This is a genomic window from Williamsia sp. Y844 (genome assembly GCF_056786475.1).
Genome location: NZ_JBXCJB010000001.1, coordinates 1,227,810 through 1,245,336, shown reverse-complemented (window position 1 = coordinate 1,245,336; position 17,527 = coordinate 1,227,810). Strand labels below are relative to the sequence as shown.

14 protein-coding genes are annotated in these 17,527 nt (G+C 63.8%); 6 read left to right on the top strand and 8 right to left on the bottom strand.

Annotated elements, in window-relative coordinates:
- Window positions 1-27: 27 nt before the first annotated feature.
- The 3 genes from AC1TQG_RS05560 to AC1TQG_RS05550 all read right to left on the bottom strand — a co-directional run bounded on the left by AC1TQG_RS05560 (window position 28) and on the right by AC1TQG_RS05550 (window position 4,095).
- Window positions 28-1,989, bottom strand: coding sequence for a YhgE/Pip family protein (locus tag AC1TQG_RS05560; protein WP_482135933.1), 1,962 nt, complete (start codon window positions 1,987-1,989; stop codon window positions 28-30).
- 1 nt (window position 1,990) lies between these two features.
- Entirely contained in the window at window positions 1,991-2,683 is a 693-nt protein-coding gene (locus tag AC1TQG_RS05555; RefSeq protein WP_482135932.1) for an ATP-binding cassette domain-containing protein, read from the bottom strand.
- A 128-nt stretch (window positions 2,684-2,811) separates the two neighbouring features.
- Window positions 2,812-4,095 carry a metal-dependent hydrolase family protein gene (locus tag AC1TQG_RS05550; RefSeq protein WP_482135931.1) on the bottom strand — a complete coding sequence of 428 codons (1,284 nt, stop codon included), beginning with the start codon at window positions 4,093-4,095 and terminating at the stop codon, window positions 2,812-2,814.
- Window positions 4,096-4,768: 673 nt separating this feature from the next.
- On the opposite strand from AC1TQG_RS05550, the gene AC1TQG_RS05545 reads away from it, so the two are divergent.
- Together AC1TQG_RS05545 and AC1TQG_RS05540 are read left to right on the top strand one after the other, a co-directional pair.
- Window positions 4,769-6,586, top strand: a complete 1,818-nt coding sequence (locus tag AC1TQG_RS05545; RefSeq protein WP_482135930.1) for an alpha/beta hydrolase — start codon at window positions 4,769-4,771, stop codon at window positions 6,584-6,586.
- 90 nt (window positions 6,587-6,676) lie between these two features.
- Window positions 6,677-7,657 carry a linear amide C-N hydrolase gene (locus tag AC1TQG_RS05540; protein ID WP_482135929.1) on the top strand — a complete coding sequence of 327 codons (981 nt, stop codon included), beginning with the start codon at window positions 6,677-6,679 and terminating at the stop codon, window positions 7,655-7,657.
- Between the two features lie 96 nt (window positions 7,658-7,753).
- On the opposite strand, the gene AC1TQG_RS05535 is transcribed toward AC1TQG_RS05540, so the two are convergent.
- Entirely contained in the window at window positions 7,754-8,458 is a 705-nt protein-coding gene (locus AC1TQG_RS05535; protein WP_482135928.1) for a DedA family protein, read from the bottom strand.
- A 116-nt stretch (window positions 8,459-8,574) separates the two neighbouring features.
- Here AC1TQG_RS05535 and fbaA point away from each other — a divergent pair, with 116 nt between their 5' ends.
- Window positions 8,575-9,612, top strand: a complete 1,038-nt coding sequence (gene fbaA, locus AC1TQG_RS05530) for a class II fructose-bisphosphate aldolase (RefSeq protein WP_482135927.1) — start codon at window positions 8,575-8,577, stop codon at window positions 9,610-9,612.
- 27 nt (window positions 9,613-9,639) lie between these two features.
- On the opposite strand, the gene AC1TQG_RS05525 is transcribed toward fbaA, so the two are convergent.
- Window positions 9,640-10,230 (bottom strand): hypothetical protein, encoded by a 591-nt coding sequence (locus AC1TQG_RS05525; RefSeq protein ID WP_482135926.1) that lies wholly within the window; start codon window positions 10,228-10,230, stop codon window positions 9,640-9,642.
- A 53-nt stretch (window positions 10,231-10,283) separates the two neighbouring features.
- Window positions 10,284-11,843 (bottom strand): Rv0361 family membrane protein, encoded by a 1,560-nt coding sequence (locus tag AC1TQG_RS05520; RefSeq protein ID WP_482135925.1) that lies wholly within the window; start codon window positions 11,841-11,843, stop codon window positions 10,284-10,286.
- A gap of 196 nt (window positions 11,844-12,039) precedes the next feature.
- Between AC1TQG_RS05520 and AC1TQG_RS05515 the strand changes: the two genes are divergently transcribed.
- The 3 genes from AC1TQG_RS05515 (at window position 12,040) to AC1TQG_RS05505 (ending at window position 14,592) form a co-directional block, all read left to right on the top strand.
- Entirely contained in the window at window positions 12,040-12,456 is a 417-nt protein-coding gene (locus AC1TQG_RS05515; RefSeq protein WP_482135924.1) for a DUF3151 domain-containing protein, read from the top strand.
- On the top strand, window positions 12,419-13,585 hold the full coding sequence (locus tag AC1TQG_RS05510) for an FUSC family protein (RefSeq protein ID WP_482135923.1): 1,167 nt from the start codon (window positions 12,419-12,421) through the stop codon (window positions 13,583-13,585). Before AC1TQG_RS05515 ends, AC1TQG_RS05510 begins: the two co-directional genes overlap by 38 nt.
- An 86-nt stretch (window positions 13,586-13,671) precedes the next feature.
- Window positions 13,672-14,592, top strand: coding sequence for a cation diffusion facilitator family transporter (locus tag AC1TQG_RS05505; RefSeq protein ID WP_482135922.1), 921 nt, complete (start codon window positions 13,672-13,674; stop codon window positions 14,590-14,592).
- Window positions 14,593-14,686: 94 nt separating this feature from the next.
- Here AC1TQG_RS05505 and AC1TQG_RS05500 read toward each other — a convergent pair whose 3' ends face one another.
- Window positions 14,687-15,508 (bottom strand): alpha/beta fold hydrolase, encoded by an 822-nt coding sequence (locus AC1TQG_RS05500; protein ID WP_482135921.1) that lies wholly within the window; start codon window positions 15,506-15,508, stop codon window positions 14,687-14,689.
- Window positions 15,509-15,629: 121 nt separating this feature from the next.
- Window positions 15,630-17,525 (bottom strand): sensor histidine kinase, encoded by a 1,896-nt coding sequence (locus tag AC1TQG_RS05495; protein ID WP_482135920.1) that lies wholly within the window; start codon window positions 17,523-17,525, stop codon window positions 15,630-15,632.
- Window positions 17,526-17,527: the final 2 nt, after the last annotated feature.

The following is a 17,527-nucleotide window of genomic DNA, read 5'->3' as shown; positions in this document are numbered from 1 at the left end:
CGTGAGTTGTTCAGCGCTGACCGCGCTCTAGACCTCGACCGGTGGGTAGAGGCGATCCATGGTGTATTGCCGGTTCCGTCTGGCCGCCAGCGACGACAGGGCCAGGCAGGTCACGGTGATACCTGCGAGTACGGCTATGGCCACCCACAAGCGGTAGTCGACGCCGCCGACCGTGAGCTGTCGCAATCCGTTGACGGTGTAGGTCATCGGGTCGAAATGGTGGATGTACTGAAAGGGTTTGGCGGTGGTCGGTACCGGATAGATGCCGCCGGCCGAAACCAGCTGCAGCATCAGGAAGGCCAGGGTGGCAACACGTCCCACCGCGGTTCCCAGCACGGCGTTGAACATCTGGATGATCGCCAGGAACGTCGCGACGACCAGCAAGAGGAACCCGAAGGTGGCGACCGGGTACTTGGCGTCGAGTCCGACACCAAAGGTGACCACCGTGTACAGCACGGCAGCCTGGGCGAAGCCGACGGCGAATGCGGGGGCGTACGAGGCCAGGACGACGCGGAGTGACGACAAGCCCTGGGCGATCGGACGGGACTGCAACGGGGTCAGCAGCATCCAGGTGATGATGCCGCCGACGAACAGGGCCAGCGACATGAAAAACGGTGAGAAGCCGGTTCCGAAGGTGGGCGCCTCGTTGGTGTACTGCTCTTTGAGCGCCACCGGGTTCGACAGCGTTGCGGCGATGTCCTTCTTCTGCTGATCGGTCCACGACGGCAGTGCCTTCACGCCTTCATCGAGACCCGACGCCAGCTCCGCTGCACCCGCCGACAACGCGGCGGTGCCCGCTGCGAGTTGATTGGCGCCATCGCTGAGTTGGACCAGACCACTACTCAATTGATTTGCACCGGAACTGAGTTCGCCCGCAGCAGCACGAACGGCGAGGAGGTCACTCTGGGCGCCGCCGTTCTCGATGAGCGTCATCCCGAGCCGGACCGGGCTCGACGGATTGCCGAGTTCGGCCGACAGGATCTGCGCGTCGTTGCGGACCTGCGTCAATGTGCTGTCAGTCCCTGTCCCTGCACCCTCGGCGACCAGGAGTCCCTGTGCCTGGACCAGCGTCGCGGCCAGACGCTGCATCACCGGATCCGGGCTCGACTGCATCTGCGACACAACGGAGTCCAGCACCCGGCCGGCCTGCGACTGGTTGTTCGTCGTGCCTGCCAGCTGATCGGCGATCGCAGCCGAATTGGTGCTCAGGCGATCGGCGGTGGCGCTGACCTCGGCGGCACTGAGGCCGGTACCGGTGTTTGCCAGTGCTGCGATCAGCGGGTCCGTTGCGCTGGTCAGCGCACCGGTCACTTCGTCGATCGCCGTGGCGAGCTGCGCGCCACCGTCTTTGGCGGTCACCAGGTTTGTTGCCAGTTCCTGGGCCCCGGTGTTGGCGGTGACCAATCCGGAACTGAGTTCGTCTGCGCCGTCGGCGGCCTGCCTGACCTTGTCCTCGAGCGGACCGGCCTCGTTGAGAACGATGCTGAACGTCTGTGCGCCCACTTGTGCGCTGACCTGGTTGACAACCTGCTGTGCGGCATCCTGGCCGATGACCGTTGCCAGGTAGTTGTTGGCATCGTTGTAGGTGAAGATCAGTTCGGCCGACGTGGGATCGGTGCCGGTCGGTGAGGCGATCGACTCGCTGAAGTCCTCGGGCAGCGTGATCGAGAAATAGTACTTGCCGTGCGCGACGCCGTCCGCGGCCTCTTCTGCCGAGACCTCGTGCAGATCCAGCTGTTTGGATTCGATCAGACCTTGAACCACTTGATCGCCTGCCTTGAGCGGCTCGCCCTGTACGGTTGCACCCCGGTCGGCGTTGACCAGCGCGACCGGGATCTTGTCCGCGGCGGCAAAGGGATTCCAGAACGCCCACAGATACATGGCGCCGTAGAGCAGAGGCATCAGGACGATGACTGCCAGCGCGAGCCGGGGCATCCGGCCGCGGTAATAGCGTTTGAAATCGCTTCCCGGTGAGAAGGCGGCAAACATGTCAGGTCCGATCTGCGGTGTCGAGGCCTACGAACTCGTCGTCGGTGAGGTTGTGGACTGCAATCACGTCGCGGACACCGCGTTCGGGCGTCACAGCGTTGATGTCGGCGGTGATGATGGTCTGGCCGGTGCCCAGAACGATCAGACGGTCGAGGAGCTTGTAGGTGTTCTCCACCCGGGCGAGCTTGTCGACTCCTCCGACCACCAGCAACGGAGGCCTGCCGATGTTGGCAACGGCAATCCGGAACAGTGTTGCGGTCAGTTCGGGAAGCTCTTCGACATAGGCTTCCATCGGGGGGAGTGGGTAGGGACCGAACACCGGGGTGCAGATCCGCTCGAGGTCTTCGATTCGTGATTGCCCGACCCAGCGATACCACGGTGCGGTCCACCGGATCTGCTCTGTCACAACATCACTGACCCGAATGGTCTGTTCGATGCCGTCGACCTCGTCGATGTTGGCGATCGCGGCCTGATCGAACAGGTGGCCGGCGGCATCGGTGAGACCAAAGGCGGTCAGGTGTCCGGAGGTGGGCTTCATCCGCCCGGCGAGGGTGAGCAGCAGGGCGGTCCGTCCACGCCCGCCCGGCCCGGACAGGATCGTCACACCGCCTTCGGCGACGCGAAAGCTGACGGGACCGTAGATATGGCCCCACGAAGCGCGTACGCCGATGTCCTCGGCCACGATCAGTGTCACCAGGGACCGACCTCTGGATAGAGCTGTGCCATCGCAATGCCTTTCATGGGAACCGGCGACTCCGCACCGGCTGATGCGCAGGCGCGGAGTCCATCGTCAATGCAGTTGTGCTGCGAGAGCTGTGATGTTCAGAGCGTGTTCTTGAAGATTTCGCCGCTCTTGATGATGAGGTTGAAGTTCTTCTCCGGATCGGACAGGACCGAGAGGTCTTCGAGCGGGTTGCCCTCGACCAGCAGGAGGTCGGCCCACGAACCCTCTTCGATGACACCGAGCTTCGCAGATCCATAAGGGTTGCGCTCGCCGGACATCTCGAACAGATCGGCGTTGCCAGAGGTGAGCATCCGCAGTGACTCGAGATTCGAGTAGTGGTCGCCGAGACGGGTGGCCATCACGCTTTGCAGAGGTGCTGACTGCGGCTCGAGAAGCAGGTCGGTGCCGAATGCCACCTTGACGCCGTGCTTCTTGGCCCAGGCGTACACGTCGTCGGTACCGTGGCAGATCTGCCGATTCTTCTCGGCGCGATCGGGATCGGGATAGTGGTGGTCGGCCTCGGCGAACGGCTGCATGGACAGCCACAAGCCCTTCTCGCCGATGAGGGCAACGGTGGACTCGTCGGCAAGATGTCCGTGCTCGATGGAGCGGACACCGGCGTCGATGGCCCGCTTGATCCCGGGCACCGTGTAGACGTGGGTTGCGACGTAGGTGCCGTAGTCCTCGGCTGCCCGGACGGCAGCGCGGATCTCTTCCGGTGTGAACTGCAGGGTGTAAAGGGGGTCGTACATCGATGCGGCGCCACCGCCGATGGTCAATTTGATCTGTGAGGCACCCTTGCGGAGCTGCTCGCGAACAGCGGCGAGCACGCGGTCGACACCGTCGGCGGTACGGGTGAATCCAATTGAATCCGTGCGACTTTCGGTACCACCGAAGACCGGTGGCGTCTCGTAGACAAAGGCGAAGTCGGCATGACCGGAGGTCTGGGAGATCATCGCCTGGCTGGGATAGATGCGGGGACCGGCGAAGTCTCCGCGATCGATGACGGTCTTGACCGGTGCCAGATCGCCACCCATGTCGCGGACTGTTGTGAAGCCGCGCAGCAACATTCGTTTGGCTTCGGAGAGAGTGTTGGCGAAAAGCAGACCGGTCGGGCCGGTGACAAAATCGAGGTAGCCGTTCGCATTGCCCATCAAATGGACGTGAGCGTCGGTCATGCCGGGCATGAGGAACCGTCCGCCGCCGTCGATCACCTTGGTGGGTCGGCTCGGATCTTCCGCGATGGGAGACGTCGATACCGCAGAAATATGCGGCCCGTCTGTTAATACATCAGCATTCTCTATCACGCGCTCTGAGCGACCGTCGAATACCCGTACATTCCGAATGAGAAGCCGCTCGTTGGCGGGCCCTTGGCTGGACATGGAACTCAATCTAACTCAGCACTGTCCGAAATGTCCACGAGCGCAGAATATCGCGAGCTGCTAATACTTGGCATGAAATTGTCCCTTCAGATCCATGTTTTAGTAGTCGGTCCAGCCTCTAGAATTGCGTGGTCGAAGGCCGTTTCGTATCGGGTCTCGATCGGATGTTCTGGCTGGAGAAACTTATGTTCGCAAAGGTAAAGCAGCCCGCCTGCGGTGGCACGATATCGGGCGATCTGGCACATTTTTGCTTTGTCGAGATTTGATGCCGGTTCTGTGGTATCTGGATCACCGGGCGGCGCAAATTGCAATATAGATGTGCATTCTGGCCGACAAGTGAACATTCTTTTCGGTGCGATCACGCTCCAGGTGACTGCGGTCGGGTCCGTGCCGCGAGAACGTGTTGTTGGCACAGAATCGACGTGGTGATGCCGCAGTCGGTTTGTCCCATTGCGTCATCGCCCCGTCATCTGGGATTGTTGGGAACACATTGACTGGCTCGCACGCACCTGTTCCCCCACTGATCCTTTGAGTCCGGTTTGAATACAGCGAATCGTCGCCGCCCTGATGGCCGGTCCCACGTCGATCCTGAAGTTGTGGATATGGCGCTGCAACTGCCGGGTTCGGCGAGGGAGTTCATCCAATCAGGGATGCCCCCTCGAAAAGGACAGAGATGAGCCAGATCCCCGAGCAGTTGTCGACCCCCCGGGAGCCGGACGATCGGTCGCCCGACGATCAGTCGCCCGACACCAATCTGCCAGACGCCGGTTCGGTCGACACAGAGTCGGCCGAGATGGCGGCCGCCGATGAACCGAAGAAGCCCAGGTTTCATCGAATCCGGCAGTGGCTCTCCAAGTTCGAGCCCGTGGGATTGGTGCTCGGCCTGTTCTTCTACGCCTGGTCGATGTCGCCATCGCTGCTACCGCGGGCGTGGTATCTGCAGGCGGTCGCCACCGGCATCAGTGTTGCGATCGGTTACGGCATCGGTGTTCTGGTTGTTTGGATATTCCGTAAATGCGGGCTGACCCGTGAGTGGCCGAGGACATGGCGGCGGTTCGGTTGGTATGCAATCGCGCTCGCCGCGCTGATCGTTCTGCCGCTGTTCCTGGTGCTGGGTTCGTGGTGGCAGGACATCACGCGTGAACTGGTCGGGATCGAACCGGGGAGCAACTGGGACTACATCGGGGTGTTCGCCGTCGGTGTTGTGGTGTTCTTTGCCTGCCTGTACCTCGGTCGTGGTCTGAGAGCGCTTGCGAAGCTGCTGTATCGCCTGGTCGACCGTTTTCTACCGACCCCGATCGCGATGGGTGCCAGCGCTCTGGTGGTTGCAGTGGTGCTCGTTCTCGCCGTCGAGGGCCTGGTCTCCGCAGGGATCGGCCGAATCGCAAACGGTTCTGCCATGGTTGCCGATGAAGGAACCGCCGAAGGCGTGGTCCAGCCGACAGAGCCGGAGCGTTCGGGTTCTCCGGAATCGCTGGAGAGCTGGGACTCGCTGGGCCGCGAGGGCCGCACATTTGTGGCAGGCGGCCCGCGTCAGCAACAGATCGCAGAGCTGACCGGGCGGCCTGCGCAGGAGCCGATCCGTGCCTACGCCGGACGGGCGTCCGTAGACGAGTCCGGATTGGACGAAGGCGCACCGACGGTGAACGCGTTGGCCGAAGGCGTCGTGGCCGAACTCGACCGGACCAACGCATTCAGTCGCGAGTATCTGGCCGTGGTCACCACCACCGGCCGGGGTTGGGTCAACCAGAATGTCGCGGCATCGCTGGAATACCTTGCAGGCGGAGATTCTGCGATTGCCGCCATGCAGTATTCGTTCCTTCCCAGTCCGATGGCATTTCTTGCGGACAGGGAAACGCCCCGTTTGGCCGGACGGGCATTGTTTGAAGCGGTCTACGATCGGTGGAGTTCCTTTCCGGAAGACAGTCGACCCAAGCTTCTGGTGTTCGGAGAATCGTTGGGCTCCTACGGTTCACAGGATGCTTTCTCCGGCGCACAGGACATGATCTCCAGAACCGATGGTGCATTGTTTGTGGGAACCCCCAACTTCACCGAGCAGTGGCGACGGATCACCGATTCGCGTGATCCCGGCAGCCGGGAGATCCTGCCGGTGATCTATGGGGGCGAGAACGTCCGGTTTGCATCCTCACCCGAGGATCTCTACGAGCCGGGGATGGGCGAGTGGGAGACCCCGAGGATCGTCTACTGGCAGCATCCGAGCGACCCGATCGTCTGGTGGTCATCGAATCTGCTTCGTAGCAAACCGGATTGGCTGGATGAACCCCGCGGCGACGACATCGACAAGGGTATGACGTGGATACCGTTCGTCTCGTTCTGGCAGGTCACCCTCGACATGGTGTTCGCTGCCGAGGTGCCCTACGGTCACGGGCATTCGTATGGTCCAGAGGCGGTGTTCTTCTGGAATCAGATACTCGATCTCAACGATCAGGAACTCTCTGACCGAATCTATGCAACCCTGCAAGGGAACTGATTTCCGCAGCTGTCGAAATATGTTGGTGGACAGTCGATTATCGCAATTCGCGAACCGATGGATGGTTGGCACAACGATGGAGGATGTTTAATGTGTACGCGCGCGGTGTATCTGGGTCCCGACGGCAATGTGATCACCGGTCGTTCCATGGACTGGAAGCTTGATCTGGCCACAAATCTGTGGGCGTTTCCACGAGGTATCAAGCGTGATGGCGTTGCCGGACCCAACTCGATCGAATGGACATCGAAGTACGGCAGCGTTGTCGCCGCTGCCTACGACATCTGCACCACCGACGGTCTCAACGAGGCGGGTCTCTCGACCAATCTGCTGTGGCTGGCCGAGTCGGAGTACCCGACCGGGGATCCCTCGAAGCCGACGTTGTCGATCGCGGCCTGGGCGCAGTATGTGCTCGACAACTTCGGCTCGGTGGCGCAGGCCGTTGCAGCGTTGAGCGATGAACCCTTCGTGCTGGTCACCAGTGGGGTACCAGGTGAGGACCGCCTTGCGACACTGCACTTGTCGATGTCGGATGCAGGCGGTGACAGCGCGATCATCGAATATGTCGGCGGAAAACAGGTGATCCACCACAGTGGCGACCACCAGGTGATGACCAACTCGCCCATCTTCGATGAGCAGCTCGCACTCAACCGGTACTGGGAGCAGATCAACGGGACGGTGATGCTGCCCGGAACCAATCGCGCCGCGGACCGATTCGCGCGTGCATCGTTCTACATCAACGCGATTCCCAAAGTCGACGATCCGAAGGTGGCACTGGCGAGTGTAATGAGTGTGATCCGCAATGTTTCTGTGCCGTTCGGAATCTCGACACCGGACGAGCCGAACATCTCGTCCACCCGCTGGCGGACGGTCGCCGACCACAAACGCAAGCTGTATTTCTTCGAGTCGGCACTGACCCCGAACACCTTCTGGGTCGATCTCAATACGATCGACTTCGCCGAGGGTGCCGACGTCCTCAAGCTCGATCTGGGGCCGGACGAGGCGAACACGTTTGCCGGCGAGACCGCCGGAGATTTCAAGATCTCTGAGCCGTTCGCCTTCATGGGCGTGTAGCGCTGCACGGGCTGACAGCCGGAAAACTCACGCCCGCGCAGTCTTTGCAGACTGCGCGGGCGTGAGAATTGCGAGCGGATCTCGCGGAGGTGGGGACTAGACGGTGTCGGAGAAAGGTTCCGTGGCCGAGGCGTTCTTCGGGCGTTTGCGACGACGGTAGGCCTCCCACACCATTGGCAGGATCGATACCAGCACGATGAGGATGAAGATCGGCTCGATGAGCTTCTGGACGATCTCGAACCCGCCGAGCCAGTAGCCCAGCAACGTGATGCCGCAACCCCAGACGATCGCGCCGATCACGTTGTAGATGGCGAACACGCGGTACTTCATCTCGGCTGCGCCGGCGATGATCGGCGCGAGCGTCCGCACGATCGGGACGAATCGGGCCAACAGGATGGTGACCGGGCCGTGCTTCTCGAAGAACTCGTGTGCCTCGGTGATGTAGCGCTGTTTGAGGAAACGGGCGTCGGGTTTGAACATCGCGGTCCCGGCGTACCGGCCGATCCAGTATCCGATCTGACCACCGATGATCGCGGCGATCGGTATGAAGATCAGCAACTGCCACAGTGTTGCGAAGTCGTCGACACCTTCCTTACCGCCCGCCGCCACCACCATGCCTGCGGTGAACAGCAGCGAGTCGCCCGGGAGGACAGGGAACAACACGCCTGATTCGATCAGGATGACGACCAGCAGGCCCACGAGGGCCCAAGTCCCGAACCACCCCAGCAGGGTCACAGGGTCCAGGAATCCGGGCATCAAAGCGACATTTGTCGTGGTCTGGGCAAGCGCATTCTCGATCACAGGGCCCAAGGGTACCGGGTGTCCGATTTCGCATCCGGCAACCGGGTTCAGACGGTGCGGTGTGGTCCTTGCCATACTTGTTCAGAGACAACCACGAAACTGCTGCTGGAGGACATATGCCCATTGCAACCCCCGAACAATATGCACAGATGCTCGATGCGGCCAAAGAGGGCGGGTTCGCATTCCCGGCCATCAACTGCACCTCGTCGAACAGCATCAACGCCGCGATCAAAGGATTCGCCGACGCCGGTAGCGACGGAATCATCCAGTTCTCGACCGGTGGTGCCGAGTTCGGGTCGGGTCTGGGCATCAAAGACATGGTCACCGGCGCGGTGGCGCTCGCCGAGTTCGCTCACGTTGTTGCCGAGAAGTACAACGTGCTGGTCGCCCTGCACACCGACCACTGCCCCAAGGACAAGCTCGACACCTACGTCCGCCCGCTGATCGAGATCTCGCAGGCGCGCGTCGACGCCGGCCAGAATCCTCTGTTCCAGTCGCACATGTGGGACGGCAGCGCGGTACCGCTCGACGAGAACCTCGAGATTGCCAAGGAGTTGCTGGCCAAGGCCGCGGCCGCGAAGATCGTGCTCGAGATCGAGATCGGCGTCGTCGGTGGCGAAGAAGACGGTGTCGAGAACGAGATCAACGACAAGCTGTTCACCACGGCCGAAGACTTCGAGGCCACCATCGAGGCACTCGGCGCCGGCGACACGGGCAGCCGTTACCTGCTGGCCGCAACGTTCGGCAACGTGCACGGCGTCTACAAGCCGGGCAACGTCAAGCTGCGTCCCGAGGTTCTCAAGACCGGCCAGGACGTGGCCGTCAAGAAGCTGGGTCTGCCCGAAGGCTCCAAGCCCTTCGACTTCGTCTTCCACGGCGGATCGGGCTCGCTCAAGAGCGAGATCGAAGAGTCGCTGAGCTACGGCGTCATCAAGATGAACGTCGACACCGACACCCAGTACGCGTTCACCCGTCCGATTGCCGGTCACATGTTCGAGAACTACGCCGGCGTCCTGAAGGTCGACGGCGAGGTCGGCAACAAGAAGTTCTACGACCCGCGCAACTACCTGAAGAAGGCAGAAGCGTCGATGAGCGAGCGTGTCGTCGAGGCCTGCAACGACCTCAAGTCGACGGGCAAGTCGATCCTGGGCTGATAACAGCTCAGAGCGTCAGTCCGACCCTCAGAGCATCAGACCGACGAGGACTGCCAGCGCCAGCACGATCAACGCAGCGGCCGCACATAAGACCGAGGTATCAACCCGGCGGTGCGGCCGTTGCGTCGTTGTCATGCGAATCGCACTGGGATCGACCTCTGCCTGCTGATAGGCCGATTGCGGGCCCCGCTGCATCGGGCCCCGCTGGCTTGCCGGATACGGCTGGGACGGACGATGCCCGGGATAGGACTCGGGCGGATACGGCCGGCCCGGATAGGTCTGCGAATAGATCGGCGCGGGATTGGCCTGGGTGTGACCGGGCTGGGCGGGATAGGGCGTCGCCGAGTAGGCGGCAGGCGGCGAATAGACGCCTGGGCGAGACGGCGCAGCCGATGCCTGGTTGAACTGGGCGGTCGGCGCCTGCACCGACCGTGCCTGGTGTGGCGGCGCGTGATGTCGCGCAGCGGGCACCGGGGCGGTGGTGGCGCGAGAATTGTCCACTGCAGACCAGTCCGACCGGGCTGGCTGCGGGACCGACCGGACGCCAGTGGCTGGTGCGTTCACCACACGGTCTTCGGCGGGCATGTTCACGGATGGCCGATCTTGCGATGAGGGCACCTGAGGAAGCCTAGCGTCCTCGCACAGAAGAAATGCAGGCGTTCAGCGAGCCATCAGCCCTTACAGACCTTCCATTCACCGTCGATCTTGCTCAGCGTCAGTGCCACATCCAGCTTTTCGTTGGGCGTTGCGGTCTTGTAGGCGATCACTTCGACCACCGCGGCGTCGCCGTCATCGATGATCTTCGAGGCCTTGACCCCGTCGACACCGACGAGTTCGTTGTTGGACTGCTGGAGCCGATGATCTTCCGCGAACTCCTGATCGGACATCGCGGTGAAGCGTTCCAGGGCCTCACCGCAGGTGATGGAGCGCAGTACAACGATGTTGCCGTCGTGCAACGCGGTCACGTATTCGAGAGCGCGGTCGGCTGCGACATCGGCGGGGGCCACCGAGTCTTCACTGCTGCCTGCCACCAGGGCGATCACCACGACAATTGCTGCGACGATCGCAACGAGCGCAACGAGTGACGCCCACAGACCCTTGCGGGACTTCTTGGGGTTGTTCTCGGGCGGCCGCTTCTGTGGGTTGCCGCCACCGGCTGGAATGTATTGCGGCGCAGCAGGTTCGGCTTTCCAGTTTCCGGCGGGTGATGACGGGGCGACCGGAGGTGCGGCGGCCGCAGGTGGCGGTGCGACCTTTCCGATGTTGATTCGTTCGGTGGCCGCCTCCGAACCGGTGTTGATCCGCTCGGTTTGGTTGTCGTCGGCAGGGGATCCGGCCGGTGCAATCGGGGCGACCGGCATCGGGGGCACCGCAGCGAAACGGGTGGTCTCGGCGTTGCTGAAGTCGAGGGACTGAGGCGGGGTCGATCCGCGCACATCGGTGGCCGGTTCGGCCTCGTCGGTGTGGTCCGGAGCTTCGGCCACCGGCTCGGGGCTCGCGGGCTCGAATGCCTCGACCTCAGATGCTTCGAACTCGGGGGCCTCGGCCTCTGTTGCCTCTGTTACCGCCGCCTCGGGTGCTTCGACCTCGGGTGCTTCGACCTCGGGCGCTTCAACGTCAGGTGCTTTGACTTCGGGTGCCTCGGGTTCGAGCACCTCGGCCCCGGCTGCGGCGGTCGCAGACGCGGTGAACTCATCGACCGGTTCGCCGTCGTCTTCCACTGCTGCGACTTCCGCTGCTGCGCCTTCGGGTGCCTCGACCTCGGTTGCCTCGACCTCGGTTGCCGCTGCCTCGGGTACTTCGACCTCGGTTGCCGCTGCCCCGGGTGCTTCGACCTCGGACTCGGTGTCGGGCGTTTCTGGGTCCTGTTCTTCGGGAGCCAGGGCTTCGGTGTTGGGAGCCTCGGTGTCGGGAGCGTCGGTGTTGGGAACGGCGGTCTGCGGCGCGGCGGGTGTGGCGATCGGCCTTGTCAGCCCGGCGTCGTTTGCCCTGGTGTTGTCGGCACCGGTGTTGTCGGCGGTGTTATCTGCCCCGGTGTCGTTCGAAGGGCCGTCGGTCGACCCGGAGGCCTGCGCGACGGGTGCCTGATCGGATGCCGCCTGGTCGGGTGTCGCCTGGTCTGCGCGCTCCGGCCTGCGGTCGAGTCGGTTCTGCGGTGCGGTAGGCGTCTGAGCTGCCGGCCCGTATTTCCCCTCGCGACGCTTACGGAACGTCGAAAACGTCCGGTTCACAAACGAATTACCCTCATCGTCAGGATGTGACATCCACCCAGCCCTGTCCCTAGACCGACAACTGATTTCAGCGCGCAGAAGCGGGTGGACGACTCATATCGAGATACCCCCCGCGCAGCGTTCGGCTCACCCTATCGAACCGACGGGCAGGTGGACGGGTCGACCGGTTGTCGGGCAGAGCTGCGACAATGTAGCGATGACGTCGTTCGGAGATCTTCTCGGCCCCCAGCCCACCCTGTTGACCGGTGATGACGAGGCAGAATCGGACCTGTTGAACGGGGCCGATCCAGCCGCCGTCGCCGCAGCCCATCCCACTGCTTCGATCGCCTGGGCCTACCTGGCGGAAGCGGCCATGAACGAGGGCGCAACCATCACCGCGTACGCCTACGCGCGGACCGGCTACCACCGCGGACTCGATCAGCTCCGCCGCCATGGCTGGAAGGGATTCGGTCCGGTGCCGTGGCGCCACGAGCCCAACCAGGGATTCTTGCGTTGTGTCGGGGTTCTGGCCCGGGCCGCGCAGACGATCGGTGAGGAAGACGAATACCTCCGTTGCCTCGACCTGCTCAACGAAAGTGACCCCGCAGCCGCCGGCGAGCTCGGGCTCGCCTGACTCGGCCGGTCGGCAGGGTCGCCGCCTGATCGACCGCATCCCGATTGATCGTGAGCGGATCCCGGCTCGCCTTCGTGCGCCGCTACAGCGCTTGCGGGTGGCCATCGTGCCGGTCCTGCAATGTGCGCTGGGTGCCGGCCTGGCCTGGCTGATCGCGACCGAGGTCTTCGGGCACAAGCAACCCTTTTTCGCGCCGATCGCCGCGGTGATCTCCCTCGGTCTCTCGGTGGGCAGGCGATGGCGCCGTGCGCTCGAGGTGACATTCGGTGTCACCGTGGGCGTGGGCGTCGGCGACCTCATCATCTCGGTGATCGGATCCGGCACCTGGCAGATCATGGTCGTGGTGGTGATCGCGATGTCGTCGGCGATCCTTCTCGACAAGGGGCCGCTGGTTCCCATGCAGGCGGCCAGCTCGGCGGTGCTTGTCGCGACGCTGCTGCCGCCCGGCGGGATCGAAGGCTTCAACCGCGTGATCGATGCGTTCACCGGGGGTGTCGTCGCGCTCGTGGTCATCGCGCTCATACCGACGCATCCGGTGCTGCGCGCCCGGCGTGATGCCGCCGATGTCCTGTCCACGATGGCCGATGTCCTGCTCGACGTGGCGGGAAGTCTGCGCCGGATGGATCGGGATCGGGCCCGCGCGGCGCTTCACCGTGCTCGCGGCACACAATCGGGTATCGACGCGATGCGGTCAGACCTTTCCGGCGGCAAGGAGATCAGCCGGATCTCGCCGCTGCACTGGGCAAATCATTCACGGTTCGAGCGGGTGGCCGCGGTGGCCGATCCGCTCGACAACGCGGTCCGCAATGTCCGGGTGTTGGCGCGCCGAGCTGCTGCGGCCGTCGAGAACTCCGAACGCATCCAGCCCGAGGTCATCGAATTGGTTTCGCAGCTCGGGCACGCTTTTTACGTGATCAACGACGTGATGCTGGCCGATCCGGGTCGCCAGCCCGATGAGGCGGAGGGCGCACGGGTGCTGCGCAGTATCGCGCGGCGGGCGGGTAAGAGTCTGGTCGCCGACAGCGGTCTCACGGAGACCGTGATCCTGGCGCAGGTCAGGTCGACGGTGGTCGACCTGTTGATGGTCTGCGGGCTGTCCCGGGTGTCGGCGATTGCGACATTGCGGTGAGTCGCACCCTTGCAACACATGCATGAACGTGCATATATTGGGATCCGGCTGAATCAGGCCGTATCTGTCTAACCGAGGGAGCGCTGGTGGGTCACTCGCACAGCCATACCGGCCACAGTCATTCACCCGCCGCGACGGGGGAGCACCGCAGGCTGTGGCCCATGGCGGTCGGCGCCATCATCATCTCGGTCTTCTTCGTCCTGGAGATAACCGTCGGCGTCATGGTGAACTCGCTGGCACTGATCGCCGACGCGGGCCACATGCTCACCGACGTGGTGGCGATGTTGATGGGGCTCGGCGCGCTGCTGCTCGCCCGCCACGGCGCGACCGACGATGTGAAGACATTCGGCTGGCATCGCGCCGAGGTGTTCACCGCCATCGCCAACGCGATCCTGCTGATGGGTGTCGCGGTCTACGTCCTGTACGAGGCCATCGAGCGCATCGGCACCGACCCTGACGTCCCGGGACTGACGCTGGTGATCGTCGCCCTCATCGGACTGGCCGCCAACATCGTGGTGATGCTGCTCCTGCGCGCCGACTCCAAGGGGAGCATTGCGGTGCGCGGGGCGTACATGGAGGTACTCGCAGACGCCGTCGGATCGGTGGGTGTGCTGATCGCCGGCGTTGTCACCATGACCACGAATTGGCCCTACGCCGACCTCGTCGTCGCCGTCCTGATCGCCTTGTGGGTGGCGCCGCGCGCCATCAAGCTGGCCCTCGACGCCCTGAGGATCCTGGCGCAGCAGGCCCCGCAACACGTGGACGTGGACAAGATCCGGTGCGAACTCGTCGGCATCGACGGAGTCACCGACGTCCACGACCTGCACGTGTGGACCCTGACCACCGGCATGGATGTGGCGACGGTGCACGTGACCGCCACCTCCGACAATGCGGCGGTCCTACTCGCGGCCCGGGAAGTGCTCGAGGCCCACGGACTCGATCACGCCACCATCCAGGTCGACCCGGCAGGCATGCAGGAGAACTGCCACAAGAAGATCACCTGGTAATCCCTGCCGCCAACGCCCGATACTGTGCCCTTTTGGCGAACCCCACCTGGGGTTTTACTCGCCAAAAGGGCACAGCATCGGGATTGGGTGGGGGCTATTTCTTGATGAAGTCGAGGATGTCGGCGATGAGGGCCTTCTGGTACGCACCGTAGATGCCGTGCGGGGCACCCGGGTACACCTTCAGCGTGCCGTTGCGCACCAGCTTGATCGACTTCTCTGCCGCAGCGGCGATCGGCACGATCTGATCGTCGTCACCGTGGGCGATCATCATCGGCACGTCGATGGCCTTGAGATCTTCCGTCTGGTCGGTTTCGGAGAACGCCTTGACGCAGTCATAGGCCGCCGTCAGATTCACCAACATGCCCTGCCGCCAGAAGTCGTCCTTGGCACCTTGCGACACATTCGAGCCCTCTCGGTTGGCACCGAAGAATGCCACGCTCAGGTCCTGGTAGAACTGCGACCGGTCGTTCAGGACGCCTTCCCGGATCCCGTCGAATACCTCGATCGGCGCGCCCTCCGGGTTGTCCGGGGTCTGCACCATGAGCGGTGGGACGGCTCCGGCCGTGATGACCTTGGAGACCCGGCCCTTTCCGTGCTGTGCGGCGTATCGGACGACCTCGCCGCCGCCCGTGGAGTGCCCGATGAGGACCAGGTCGGTGAGATCTAGCGCTTCGACCAGCTCCGCCACATCCTTTGCGTAGGTGTCCATGTCATTGCCGGTTCCGGTTTTCGACGAGCGGCCGTGACCCCGGCGATCGTGTGCGATCGCGCGGTATCCGGCGTCGGCGAGCAGCTTGATCTCGACCTGCCAGGCGTCGGACGACAGCGGCCAGCCATGACTGAGCAGAACCGGCTGTCCGGTGCCTTGCTCGGTGTAGTAGATCTCGGTTCCGTCGGTGGTGGTGATGTAAGGCATGTGTCCTCCTTGGTCGGTGTTTCTCTCGTCGTCTGAACCAATATTCGTCGATCGAGGCGGAGTTGTCGTCGCTGCTGGCGCCCAACTCCGCAGGGTGCTGGCCGGTGTGGACATATACCGGCTAGCCGGTATTCGCGGTCTGGACTCTGCCCGGTACCGGGATTCGGGCGGTCAGCGTGGTGCCGACACCCGCTGGGCTCGACACAGTGAAGACACCGTTCACGGCCTCGATGCGGTCGCGTAGGCCGATGAGTCCAGAACCGTTGTCGGGCTGCGCATTTCCGGATCCGTCGTCGGTCACCGCCAGGTCCAGGGTCTCGGCGTCGACAATCGCGGTGACCTCGACCCCGGACGCCCGCGCGTACTTCGCGGTGTTGGTCAGTGCCTCCGCGACGACGTAATACGCGGCGACCTCGACGGTGTCGGGCAGGCGTCCCTCGATTCGGACGGTCAGTGACACCGGCACTGCCGAACGGCGGGCAAGTGTCTTCAGAGCCGGACCCAGGCCACCTCGCGACAGGATCGCGGGATGGATACCGCGGGACAGCTCTTGCAGGTCTGTGTGGACCAGGGACAGGGCGTCAACGATGTCGTCGAGACGGTTTCGGAGATCGGGTCGGTCGTGGGGGATCGCAGCCTGGGTGCTGCGCAACTCGAGTCCGAGTGACACGATCCGTTGCTGGGCGCCGTCGTGCAGATCCCGCTCGATCGCGCGTCGTGCCTGATCGGCCGCTGCGATGACGCGCGCCCGGGAGCGGGTCAGCGCGGAGCGTGACTCGTCGTTGTACACCGCTGTGGCCACCAGTTCGGCGAAATCGTTGAGGCGCACACGGATGTCCGCGATCGGAGCACGCTCGCGGATCCCGATGACGATCGCACCCCAGGTCCTGCCCTCCACGGTGATCGGCACACCGATGCCCGAGCTGATGCCACGCGCGTGCAGGCGTGCGGCGATGGGGCCGGTGGCCTCTGCGTAGTCGGTCACCTCGATGTCGCCGGACGCGAGGACCCTTGTGGAGATGTTGTTCCCGCCGAGTTGGAGTCGTTCGCCGACGGTCAGGCCCGCGCCGCTCGGATCGGCGTCGTCACCGTCGCGGGCCGCGAGGACCATGCAGTATCCATCCTCGGAGAAGCCGACGAGTGAGACGTATTCGGCGCCGAGTTCGTCGGCGAGTTCGTCGGCGACCGCCGCGTACACGTCCTCCGGTTTCGTCCGCGAGGCAACGAGGGTGGCGACCCGGCGTAGCGCTGCCTGCTGTCGGCCCAGTGCGACGGTCCGCTCGTAGAGCACCTCACGATCCTGGGCCGCCGCCAGCAGGGCTTCCAGGCCGGGAACCATCCGCTGCACCCGCAGCAGATCGGCGGCAGCGAGATCGGCGGGCACGAGCAGTGACCCGATAGGGCGATCGTCGTCCTTGAGCGCAATGCGCCGCTGCGTCGAGGTGCCGGGTTCTTCGTCGGTGGTGATGACAGCGCCGGGTGGCGGAAGCTCGAGTACATCGGTCAGCCGCGCGCCGGCGGCGGTCAATGCCTGCGGGAGATCCGCTGCCCGCAACACCGTCCGAGCCAGCGCTGCGGACAGATCGGCTTCCCTTCGACGCTGATCGGACTCGATTGCACGCAGACGAGACTGCCCCACAAGCAAATTGGTGAGCAACGCCAAGACCAGGAACACCACGACCGCCGGACCCGTGCTCTCCGTGCCCTCACTGGCGTGGAACCACGCGTACGCGACAGTGCTCGCGACCGACGTGACCACGGCGAGCCCGAATCCCCACCGCGCGGACACCACGAGGACGCCGAACAGGAACACCGCGCCGAACGCATCCTCCGGCGCGAGCTGTTTGAGGAGATGCACAACGGCCACTTCGGCCGCGATGAAGATGACCGCGGTGGCGATACCCCAGCCCAGCGGCGGCGCGGTGGGCCGCAACACCAGGGCTGCGATCCGATCCCACTGCGATCCGTGGTCGATGTTCCGGCTAGCGGGCATGTTTTGGCCGACGTCTTCTGCCACGC